The following is a 9,989-nucleotide window of genomic DNA, read 5'->3' as shown; positions in this document are numbered from 1 at the left end:
TGGTGGCCTGCATGCACAAGCTGCTGGTCATCCTCAACGCCATCGCCCGCTCCAAGTCGCCTTGGCGCAACGACTTCACTGCGGTTCAGTAACGGGTTCATCAAGATGGTTGCTGTGGGTGGAATGCCGCCTTGTGAGCGGTTTCGTGAACCGACAACCGCCCGGATCGGTCGGCTGCCGTGTGCCGCACAGTGTATGGCCCGACCGCCGACAGGTGTTTGCTTTTCATGCCCAGTTTCACGACACTTGAGAAAGCTTCTTTCTAAAAAATGCCCCTCATGGAAACACTCGACAAGTTCGACCTCGCCATCCTGAACGAACTGCAAAACGACGGCCGGCTCACCAACGCCGAACTGGCCAGCCGCGTGGGCCTGTCGGCGGCACCCTGCTGGCGCCGCGTGCGCGCGCTGGAAGAGGCCGGCTTCATCACCGGCTACCGGGCCGAACTCAACCGCGACAAGATCGGTCTGGGCGTGCTGGCCTTCGTGCGGCTGGACGCCGAACGCAACAGCGGCGATGCGCTGGGCCAGATGGAGCAGGCGATCCAGAAAATCCCGCAGATCGTCAGCTGCCACTACATCAGCGGCTCCGGCACCTTCGAGCTGCAGGTGGTCTGCCCCGACCTGGCCGAGTTCAGCCGCTTCGCGCGCGAGGTGCTCATCCACCTGCCCAATGTGAAAGACCTGCACACCAGTTTTTCACTGGGCGAGGTCAAGTCCGCCAGCGCCCTGCCGCTGGGCCATTTGCTTACCAAACACTTAGGCACGGCAGAACGCCATAAAACTTGAGCACTTTCGCCGACCGCCCATCGCCGGATCGCTACCGCTGGGTGACAAGTCGGCCGCAAGTCTTTGTTTTCGTGAACTTTTCCCCACGGTTGGGTTGTCTGAGCGGGGCACTTTTCGTAGCATCCGCCCATCTCAAAGCCACCGCAGCGGTGCATCAGAAAGTTTTCATCGCTGCGGGCTGCTCTCAACCCGAAGGAAACGTCGTGAACATGTCTCGCTCTCATTTGTTCGTCAAATCCGCCATCGCCCTGGCCCTGGCCGCGCCGCTGCTGGCATCGGCCGAATCGCAACTGGTGGTCGGCTCGGGCACCGCTGCCGCCGACTTGAACTTCCGCGTGGTCGTGCCGCGCGTGCTGTTCCTGGCCGTGGGCACCGGCGCCGCCGGCCTGGCCAACAACACCAACGAAGACACCGTCACCTTCGACTACACCACCAACCCGGCCGACCTGGGCACGGGCGCAGCCGCCGGCGCCATCTCCGGCAACGTGGTGCCCGTCAAGGTGCTGGGCAACAACGGCGTGGTCGCTCTGACCAGTTCCAACACCGGCGCGCTGACCAACGCCACCGGCGACACCATCCCCTGGAGCCAGATCACCGTGGCCTCCTCGGACACCCCGAACTTCCCCAGCCCCGCCCCCACCGGCGCCTCGGTAAACCTGGTGGTCAGCTCCGGCAAGGTCACCAGCCGCACCGCGAACTGGACCTTCGGCTACGCCAACGCGGCCGTGGTGGCCCCGGGCACCTACGGCACGACCAATGGCAAGGTGACCTACACCGCCAGCATGCCCTGATCGTCTGATCCGCCCGCGCCCTCGGCGCACCCCGAACACGGAGGGCTCGCCACCAGCGACCCTCCGTTGTCGTTTGGGCCGCCGGCCCGCCGGAACCCCGCGCCGGCCCGTGGGTCACAATGAACGCGCCATGCCATCCCCTCGACGCCTTCCCCTGCTGCGGCCCCTGGCCAGCGCCTTGTTGCTCGTCCTGCTGGGGCAGGGCACGCTGGCCCATGCCTGGTCGCTCACGCTCACGGCCGCCAGCCGCCGCGTGTTCCTGCACGTGGGCAACGGCACGGCCGACGCCAACAACGCCACCGTCAACCTGGTGCAGGTCAGCGTGCCCGGCGCACAGCTGGGCAACGGCACCGCGCTGGCCATGACCAGCAACAGCACGCAGAGCGCCAGCCTGTACGGCGACGGCTACACCACCTGCCCGACGCCGGCCAGCCAGGTCATGGTCGGGGCGTCCTACCGGCGCAGCAGCGCCGCCAACGGTCCGGCCAGCGCCACGCTGAGCGTGACCTCGCCGGCCAACCTGACCAGCACCGCCGGCGACACCATCCCGTTCACCCAGATCAGCTGGACCGTCTCGGCCGCCGGCAGCTCGGTGCCCAATGTGATCCCGGCCGGCACGTTCAACGGCGCCACCCAGACACTGGCGACCGTGCCCGCCAACACCTACATCGAGAACTGTCACAGCTTCGTGTTCGCCAACACCGCGCCACGCGCCGCCGGCACCTACAACGGGCAGGTGGTCTACACCCTGAGCAGCCCATGAAGCGGACGCATGCCACCTTCTGGCGGGCTGTGCCGCTGTCGCTGGCCCTGGTGTGGGCCGGCCTGGCCAGCGCGGGCACCCAGCGCATGGACGACGCGCTCACGCACACCGTACCGGCCAGTGCCCAGATGCAGTGGCGCCCCATCAGCACCGCCGAACCGGCCGCCGGCATGGAGACCTGGGTGCGCGTCAACGTGCACGTGGACACCCGCGCCTGGGCGGGCCAGACCGCGCGCATCTACATGGTCATGGGCCAGGACGCGGGCGGCACGGTCGAAGCGGTCTGGACCAGCCAGGGCAGCCTGCTGCCCGGCCGCCTGACACCTGGCCAGCGCACGCTGGTGCACGCCGGCGCAGTGCCGGCCGACAGCCTGCAGGACCAGCTGCAGCTGCGTTTGCGCTCGGGCGCCGACTGGGCCACCACCCAGCGCCGGCTGAACTTCCATTTCGAGATCGACACCGACCGATGACACCCCTTCGCGCCGCCCTGCCGGCCCTGCTGCTGACCATCGCCTCGTTCGTGGCCCCGTCGCTGGCCATGGCGCAGGGCTTTGCCGCTTACATTTCGCCACCGCGCTTTGAGGTGCGCACCCAGGCCGGCCAGACCCTGCGCCAGGTGCTGGAGATCCAGCACGTCGGCCAGCAGAAGGGCAACTACCGCCTGTACACCAACGACTGGGTGCTCAACGCCGACCAGTCGGCCACGTTCAGCAATGATCTGGCCCCCGACAGCTGCCGCCCGTGGGTGGCCATCGAACGCAAGGAACTGACGCTCGAACCCGGTGCGCGCTACCGCTACCGCTTCGAGATCACGCCGCCGGCCGGCACCGCGGCGCGCGAATGCCGCTTCGCCATCATGGTCGAAGGCCTGGACCCGACCCGCGTGGCCGGCAGCCTCAACCTGCCGGTGGGCGGGCGCATCGCGGTCATCGTCTACGCCACCGTGGGCGACGCTGCGCCGCGGCTGGAGATCGTGGGCGCCCGCGTGGCGCCGGTCAACGGCCAGCCCCTGCCGCAGATCGCGGTGCGCAACAGCGGCAACGCCACCGGCCGCCTCGAAGGCTTCGTCCGCGGCACCGACGCGGCCGGCGAGCGGCTGGACCTGAGCCCGGCCGACCTGCCCATCCTGCCGGGCGAGACGCGCGCCTTGCCCCTCAGCCCCAACGCCGAAGAAGGCCAGCCGGTGCCCACACTGCGTTATCCGCTGGCGGTGCAGGGCCAGCTCGAATCGGGCGCCCAGCGCCTGCCGCTGGACCTGCGCTTCACCCCGGCCCCATGACGCCCGCGCGGCGCCTGCAACGCACCGCACTGGGGCTGGCGCTCGGCGGCCTGTTCGCCGCGCCCTGCGCCTTCGCGCAGACCGCTCCCGTGGCCGGCGCCGCCTACGAAGACAAGGTCATCGAAGGCCTGACCCCGGACACCGCGGGCAACGACACCGGCTACGCCTACGACGGAGCGGGCTGGCCGCGCTTTCTGCGGCTGGAAACGCGGCTGGGCACCCAGCCTTTCGACGACACGCACCGCACCCGGCTGGGCCTGGCCGCCTACGGCCTGATCGAAACACCCAACCACGGCACCCTGTCGTTCGACGGCACGGTGAACCCGCGCGAAGGCCGCGGCACGCTCACCCTGCGCCAGCGCGGCCTGCCGCTGGGCGGCGGCTGGCAGGCACAGCACGAGCTGGGGGTCATCAACAGCCCGGCGCCGTCCATCACGCGGCTGCCATCGCGCGTGTTCGTGCCCTCCAGCGTGCTGCAAGGCGTCAGCGCCGAATGGGACCAGCCCGCGCAAGGCCTGCAACTGCAGGCCGGCAGCGGCGAACCCGGCCGGCTCGACGGCCTGCCCAGCAGCCGCTTCGTGGGCCTGGGCGGCCGGCGCGACAGCCTGGGCGCGCAATGGAACCTCGGCCCCGGCGGCGACGCCGAACGCGACCCGCTGCGCCCCCTGCGCGGCTGGACGCTGGCGCTGCAGCACGAGTCGGCCCACCAGGTGCGCGACAGCGACAGCAGCCCCGGGGTGGACGCCGACGCCTCCCTGCTGGCGCTGCGCCACGAAAGCCCCACCACGCGGTGGCAGGGCCAGGCCGTCACCAGCACCGCCGGCGACGGGGCCGGCACCCGCAGCGGCGTCTGGTTCGACGGCGAATGGGACGACGGCCCGCGCCAGCACGGCCTGGGCTACTACCGGCTGGACCCGGGCCTGAGCTGGGCCCGCCTGGCCCTGCCCAGCGACCTCGAAGGCGTCACCCTGCGCAGCCAGTGGCGCACCCGCCAGTGGTCGGCCGAAGGCAGCGTGGACTGGCTGCGCACCCTCAGCGGGCGTGCCGCTGCCGGGCGATACGCCACCGGCAGCGCGCGCTGGCGCCTGCCGCAGGGGGCCAGCGTCGGCATCGGTGGCTCGGTGCGGCACTTCGACGGCAGCGCCTGGACCGCCTACGGCGACGGCCGCTGGACCCACGCCATGGGCACAGCCGGCCTGCGCCTGACGCTGACGGGCGGGCGCACGGAGGCCGCCAGCGTGGCCCTGGACCACGACCAGGACTGGGCCATGCCCATCGGCTGGACCCTGTCCACCAGCCTGGGCCTGGGCCACCGCGACGCCCTGGCCAGCACCGGGGAACCCGAACAGAACCTCTGGCGCGCCGCCGTGGCGTGGGCGGTGCCGCTGACCGGCAACGCCAGCCTGCGCGGCAGCGCCAGCGGCGAACACAGCGACAGCGGCGCCCGCCAGTGGGGCCTGAACCTGGGCGCCCAGTGGCGCATCGACCCGCGCTGGAGCCTGGAAGCCAACCTCAACCGCAGCAGCGGCCGCAGCGTCAGCCAGACCTCGATCGACCCGCTGAGCCCGCCCATGAGCGTGGTCAGTACCAGCGCCGACCGCAGCGTCTACGCCGTGCTCCGCTACGAGTTGCAGGCCGGCAGCCGCAGCGTGCCGCTGGGGGGCCGCGCACAGGAGGGCGGCGGCAGCATCCGCGGCACGGTGTACCTGGACGCCAACCGCAGCGGCACCCAGGAAGCCAGCGAGGCCGGGGCCGCCGGCGTCACCGTCACGCTGGACAACCGCTACGCCGTGCGCACCGACGCCCAGGGCCGGTTCGAATTCCCGTTCGTGGCCGCCGGCGCGCGCACGGTGGGCGTGCGCAACGACACCCTGCCCCTGCCGTGGAGCGTGGTGGACGAAGGGCAGGTCACGGTCGATGTGCGCCTGCGCGAAGCCACCGATCTGCGCATCCCGGTGCAGCGGGCCGACTGAGGGCCCGGCCACCGCCCTCAAGTTTTCCGGCTCCGCACCGATCACAGGTGCATGTTCCGGTATTCCCGCTCCACCGCCATCCTGCTGCTCGCCGCGGCGTCGCTGGCGCTGCCCGCCAGCGGCCTGGCCGACAGCCGCTTCGCCCCCCCTGGCCGCGGCGCCAGCGCCAGCCTGAACTTCCGCATCGTCATCCCGCCGGTGATGCGCGTCATCGAAGACAGCCACCCGACGCGGATCGGCGAGGCGCAGATGGTCGAGCAGCGACTGGTCGTCTTGTCGAACATGAAAAGCGGCTTCTGCGCCCACCTGCGGCTGAACGACCCGAGCGTGGCCAACTGGCGCCTGCAGACCGACGAGGTCGGTGGCGTCACCTTGCAGCCGGTGGCCGAGGGTTACCGCCTGTGCGCCAGCGGCCCCGGCCGCTACACCCTGCGCCTGCAGCACGACTTCGGCACGCAGCGCAGCGCCCTGATCTGGCCGGTACAGACCGAACTGATGGCGCTGTGACCCGCCGTCGCCGCGCCCATGTTGCGTGGCGCACTACAAATTGTCACCAAAGCATTAACATGGCGCGGGCGTGCCGCAGCTTGTCGGGGCGCCTGATGGGAGACCCGCCTCCGTGCCCTCGCCGCCCTGCCCGCCCGAAACGTCCGACACCGCCGTCCAGCAGCTCGATGCGCTGACAACCCATTTGCCGCCGGCCTACCTGCAGTGGCGGGTGGACTCCGGCGGGGACGTCTGCATCGAACGGGTCAGCTCCGCGCTCTGGGCCTGGCTGGGTGGCGCGCCGTCCGCCGACGTGGCGCTGGATCCGGCTTTCTGGGCCCGGGTCGAGGCCCATGATGCGGCGCGTCTGCGCGCGCACCTGTCGTGCGCCAGCCCGGGCATGGCCTGGTCAGCGGCGTGGCGCAGCACCGTAGGCAATGGACCGCGCGGCGGGCTGCAGGCCAGCGGCCAGCCCTGGGCGCCGGCGACCGGCGGCGTGCGCTGTCGCGCGTTCGTGCAGCCCGTTGTGCCGGTGCCTTTGGCACCGGACGGTCGACAGGCCAGCGACCAGCGCTTTCGCGACCTGATCGACGCCATCCCCAACATCGCGGTGCAGGGCTACGACCACAACCTGGTCTGCCGCTTCTGGAATGCCGCCTCGGAGCAGCTGTACGGCTACACCGCCGACGAAGCCCTGGGCCACAACCTGCTGGACCTGATCATCCCGCCGGCGCTGCGCGAAGCGGTGATCGGGGCCACCGACCACATGCTGGCGACCGGGCAGGCCGTCCCCTCGGCCGAGCTCGAACTGCAGGACAAACAGGGCCGCCCGGTGCACGTGCACTCGGGCCATGTGCTGCTGCAGCGGCCCGACCACCCGCCCGAGTTCTTCTGCATCGACTTTGACCTGAGCGAACGCCGGCAGGCCGAGGCCGCGCGCCGCCAGCTCGAAGCGCAGCTGCGCGAGCTGCAGAAGATGGAGGCGCTGGGCACCCTGGCCGGCGGTATCGCGCACGACTTCAACAACATCCTGGCCGCCATCCTGGGCAATGTGAAGCTGGCGCTGGAGGACACCGCCGCCGACAACCCGGCCCAGACCAGCCTGCTCGAAATCCAGAAGGCCGGTCGGCGCGCCCGCGCGCTGACGCAGCAGATCCTGACCTTTGCTCGCCGCCAGGAAGAACAGCGCGAGGCGGTGGAGCTGGGCCCGCTGGTGCAGTCGCTGCAAGGCGTCTTCAGAACCACACTGCCCCCGGCGACGCGCCTGCAACTGGAGGTGGGCGATGGCCTGCCCACGGTGCCGGCCAACGCCACCCAGATCCAGCAGGTGCTCATCAACCTGGTGGCCAATGGGGTGCAGGCCTGCCGGGGCCAGCCCAGCGCCCAGGTGGTGGTGCAGGTGCGCGCGGCCGACGGTCCGCCGCCCGACGAGCCCGGGGCCTTGACGGTGCTGCACAGCCGCGGCGCGTGCCCCGGCGCCGGTGTGCAGATCAGCGTGCAGGACAACGGCTCGGGCATGACACCCGAGGTGGCTGCGCGCATCTTCGAGCCGTTTTTCACCACCAAGGCGGCGCACAAAGGCACGGGGCTGGGGCTGTCGGTGGTGCACGGCATCCTGCACGATCACGACGCCAGCCTGCAGCTGGTCACCGCGCCCGGACAGGGCGCCTGCTTTCGCCTGTGGCTGGCCGCGGCCACCGCGCCGAGCGCGACGGGCTGAGGGGCCGCTGGTGCTCAGAGGCCCAGGCGCGGCCAGAGCACCCACAGCTGCAGCGGCTGCTTGAGCGAGGCGGCCACGGTGTAGGCCGGATCGACCCAGCTGCCCCAGCCGGTGAACAGGTCGGCCCGCACCGCGCCAACGATTGCGCCGCCGGTGTCCTGCGCCATCACCAGCTTCTGCTGGTTGAGTGCCGCGCCCTGCGTGGCCAGCCAGACCGGCGTGCCGTAGGGGATGCTCTGCGGGTCCACAGCGATGGAGCGGCCCGGCGTGAGCGCCACGCCCTGCGCGCCCCGGGGGCCAAAACGGGCGTCCAGTTCGCTGAGCGGCTCTTCGCGGAAGAACACGGTGCGCGGATTGCTCCAGAGCATCTCGTTGACGCGCGCCGGGTTGGCGCGCACCCAGGCGCGGATCGCGTCCCACGAGCCTTCGCGGATAGCGCCCTGGTCCAGCAGCCAGCGGCCCACGCTCTGGTAGGGGTGGCCGTTGTGGCCGGCAAAGGCCACGCGCACCTGGCGCTGGCCGCCGTCGGCCTCGCCCAGGTTGAGCCGGCCCGAGCCCTGGATCTGCAGCACCAGCGCATCCACCGGGTCGGCCAGCCAGGCGATGGCGCGGCCCTGCAGCGCGGCCTGGGCGGCGGGCAGGGTGTCGATCTCCTGCCGCGAAAACCATTTCTGTCCGCTGCCCAGACCGGCCGGCGGCGCGTACAGCGGCGTGCGGTGGGTGGCGGTGGGCACGCGGCTGGCGGGCAGGATGGGTTCGTAATAACCGGTCAGCAGGCCCTGGGGCACGGAGCCGTCGGCCTCGGTCACGCGGTAGGGCTGGAAGCGCCGCACCACCCAGGCCTGCTGTTCCTGCGGCGTGCCGATGGCCAGCTGCCGCACCTCGGTGCACAGCGCGGCCTGGCCGGGCATGCCGGCCGGCGCCGGGCGCTCGCAGCCCTTGAGCCAGGCGTTCCAGGCCTCGTGCAGGCTGTCCTGGCCCCAGCCGGGCAGCTCGGCCCAGCGAACCGGCGTCCATCGGCTCTTGCCGCGCTGCAGGGCCGGCGGCAGCGGGCCGTCGTCGGCCGGCGCGGTGACCACCGGCGCCGGCTGGGGATATGTGTAGGGGTCGACGGCGCAGGCGGCCAGGCTGCCTACAATCAGCGCCGCCAGCGCCAGGCGCCCGGCCCGCACGGCGTGCTGCCCGCTCCCATTCACCTGCTTTTCAAGGTTCCAAACGCTCATGTCTTTGCTCTTGCTCGAAGCGCTGGGCGCGCTGGTGTTGCTGGTGTTCATCGTGTGGTGGACCATGTTTTCCGGCCGGAACAAGGGCGAGCTGCCGGAACAGTCGCGCCGCGAAACCGACGACCCGGCCGACAAACGCTGAACGGCCGGCGGGGCGCGGCCGTCACGCCTGGCGCAGCACGTTGGCCAGCTCCACGGCCGACTTCACGCCCATCTTGTCGAACACGCGCGCGCGGTGCACTTCCACCGTGCGCACGCTGATGTTGAGCTGATCGGCCACCAGTTTGTTCGGCAACCCGCCGACGACCAGGCGCATCACGTCGCGCTCGCGCTCGGTCAGGCTGTCCATGCGCTGCTGCAGGCTGCGCTGGGCCTGCCGTTGGGCCTGCACCTGGGCCGATTGGTGCAGCGCCTGCTCCACCCTGTCCACCAGCGCGTTGTCGGAAAACGGCTTTTCGCAGAAGTCGAAGGCCCCGCGCTTGACCGCGTCCACCGCGGTGGGCACGTCGGCGTGACCGGACAGAAAAATCACCGGCAGCGTGGCCTTCCACGGCAGGGTGAGCAGGTGCTCGAACAGCGCCAGGCCGCTGGTGCCAGGCATGCGCACGTCCAGCAGCAGGCAGCAGGGCACGTCGGGCGCGTCGTCCCAGCGGGCGATTTCGTCCAGGAAAGCATCGGCGCTGTCGAAGCCCTCGCTGAGCAGGCGCCGCGTGCGCAGCAGCCAGGCCAGCGCCTCGCGCACGCCAGCGTCGTCGTCCACCAGAAACACTTTCGCGTCGGGGTACTGGGTCATGAACGGATTGTGCCTCCCCCCCGCGCCGCCTGCGGCGTCACCCCCCAGGGGGCGATGCGAGTGGCCCGGCAAAGCCGGTTCCGCGGTGCCCTGGAATGGACTTCCCCTCATCCGTCAGCGGCCTCTCCGGCGCAAAGTGTCTGCTTCGAGGATGCGGTGGAACCGGCTTTGCC

11 protein-coding genes are annotated in these 9,989 nt (G+C 71.0%); 9 read left to right on the top strand and 2 right to left on the bottom strand.

Going from position 1 to position 9,989, the window contains the following annotated elements:
- Positions 1 to 278 precede the first annotated feature (278 nt).
- From ACR2JA_RS03850 to ACR2JA_RS03815, 8 genes are all read left to right on the top strand, one after another.
- Complete coding sequence (locus tag ACR2JA_RS03850; RefSeq protein WP_434007801.1) at positions 279 to 788, top strand: Lrp/AsnC family transcriptional regulator; 510 nt, start codon at positions 279 to 281, stop codon at positions 786 to 788.
- A 209-nt stretch (positions 789 to 997) separates the two neighbouring features.
- Entirely contained in the window at positions 998 to 1,579 is a 582-nt protein-coding gene (locus tag ACR2JA_RS03845) for a hypothetical protein (protein WP_434007800.1), read from the top strand.
- 130 nt (positions 1,580 to 1,709) lie between these two features.
- Positions 1,710 to 2,342, top strand: a complete 633-nt coding sequence (locus ACR2JA_RS03840) for a hypothetical protein (RefSeq protein ID WP_434007799.1) — start codon at positions 1,710 to 1,712, stop codon at positions 2,340 to 2,342.
- Positions 2,339 to 2,812: a hypothetical protein gene (locus ACR2JA_RS03835; protein WP_434007798.1), complete on the top strand. Its 474-nt coding sequence runs from the start codon at positions 2,339 to 2,341 to the stop codon at positions 2,810 to 2,812. Before ACR2JA_RS03840 ends, ACR2JA_RS03835 begins: the two co-directional genes overlap by 4 nt.
- Positions 2,809 to 3,621 carry a hypothetical protein gene (locus ACR2JA_RS03830; protein ID WP_434007797.1) on the top strand — a complete coding sequence of 271 codons (813 nt, stop codon included), beginning with the start codon at positions 2,809 to 2,811 and terminating at the stop codon, positions 3,619 to 3,621. Before ACR2JA_RS03835 ends, ACR2JA_RS03830 begins: the two co-directional genes overlap by 4 nt.
- Entirely contained in the window at positions 3,618 to 5,594 is a 1,977-nt protein-coding gene (locus ACR2JA_RS03825; protein WP_434007796.1) for an SdrD B-like domain-containing protein, read from the top strand. Before ACR2JA_RS03830 ends, ACR2JA_RS03825 begins: the two co-directional genes overlap by 4 nt.
- A 51-nt stretch (positions 5,595 to 5,645) precedes the next feature.
- Positions 5,646 to 6,101 carry a hypothetical protein gene (locus tag ACR2JA_RS03820; protein ID WP_434007795.1) on the top strand — a complete coding sequence of 152 codons (456 nt, stop codon included), beginning with the start codon at positions 5,646 to 5,648 and terminating at the stop codon, positions 6,099 to 6,101.
- 112 nt (positions 6,102 to 6,213) lie between these two features.
- Complete coding sequence (locus ACR2JA_RS03815) at positions 6,214 to 7,800, top strand: two-component system sensor histidine kinase NtrB (RefSeq protein ID WP_434007794.1); 1,587 nt, start codon at positions 6,214 to 6,216, stop codon at positions 7,798 to 7,800.
- Positions 7,801 to 7,814: 14 nt separating this feature from the next.
- Here the strand turns inward: ACR2JA_RS03815 and mltA are convergent, their stop codons facing one another.
- Entirely contained in the window at positions 7,815 to 9,089 is a 1,275-nt protein-coding gene (mltA, locus tag ACR2JA_RS03810; RefSeq protein ID WP_434007793.1) for a murein transglycosylase A, read from the bottom strand.
- Between mltA and ACR2JA_RS03805 the strand changes: the two genes are divergently transcribed.
- Positions 9,022 to 9,165 (top strand): hypothetical protein, encoded by a 144-nt coding sequence (locus tag ACR2JA_RS03805; RefSeq protein WP_434007792.1) that lies wholly within the window; start codon positions 9,022 to 9,024, stop codon positions 9,163 to 9,165. The two genes, mltA and ACR2JA_RS03805, sit on opposite strands and share 68 nt — an antisense overlap.
- A 21-nt stretch (positions 9,166 to 9,186) precedes the next feature.
- On the opposite strand, the gene ACR2JA_RS03800 is transcribed toward ACR2JA_RS03805, so the two are convergent.
- Positions 9,187 to 9,816, bottom strand: a complete 630-nt coding sequence (locus ACR2JA_RS03800) for a response regulator transcription factor (RefSeq protein ID WP_434007791.1) — start codon at positions 9,814 to 9,816, stop codon at positions 9,187 to 9,189.
- Positions 9,817 to 9,989 lie beyond the last annotated feature (173 nt).

Source organism: Hydrogenophaga sp., assembly GCF_051007235.1.
Lineage (GTDB): Bacteria > Pseudomonadota > Gammaproteobacteria > Burkholderiales > Burkholderiaceae_C > Hydrogenophaga.
The sequence above is the reverse complement of the archived record's forward strand: the minus strand, read 5'-3'. Positions and strand labels throughout refer to the sequence as shown.

Coding starts and splice junctions, on each gene's coding strand:
- ACR2JA_RS03850 (WP_434007801.1), top strand. CDS start 279: ATGGAAACACTCGACAAGTTCGACCTCGCCATCCTGAACGAACTGCAA.
- ACR2JA_RS03845 (WP_434007800.1), top strand. CDS start 998: ATGTCTCGCTCTCATTTGTTCGTCAAATCCGCCATCGCCCTGGCCCTG.
- ACR2JA_RS03840 (WP_434007799.1), top strand. CDS start 1,710: ATGCCATCCCCTCGACGCCTTCCCCTGCTGCGGCCCCTGGCCAGCGCC.
- ACR2JA_RS03835 (WP_434007798.1), top strand. CDS start 2,339: ATGAAGCGGACGCATGCCACCTTCTGGCGGGCTGTGCCGCTGTCGCTG.
- ACR2JA_RS03830 (WP_434007797.1), top strand. CDS start 2,809: ATGACACCCCTTCGCGCCGCCCTGCCGGCCCTGCTGCTGACCATCGCC.
- ACR2JA_RS03825 (WP_434007796.1), top strand. CDS start 3,618: ATGACGCCCGCGCGGCGCCTGCAACGCACCGCACTGGGGCTGGCGCTC.
- ACR2JA_RS03820 (WP_434007795.1), top strand. CDS start 5,646: ATGTTCCGGTATTCCCGCTCCACCGCCATCCTGCTGCTCGCCGCGGCG.
- ACR2JA_RS03805 (WP_434007792.1), top strand. CDS start 9,022: ATGTCTTTGCTCTTGCTCGAAGCGCTGGGCGCGCTGGTGTTGCTGGTG.
- mltA (WP_434007793.1), bottom strand. CDS start 9,089: ATGGTCCACCACACGATGAACACCAGCAACACCAGCGCGCCCAGCGCT.
- ACR2JA_RS03800 (WP_434007791.1), bottom strand. CDS start 9,816: ATGACCCAGTACCCCGACGCGAAAGTGTTTCTGGTGGACGACGACGCT.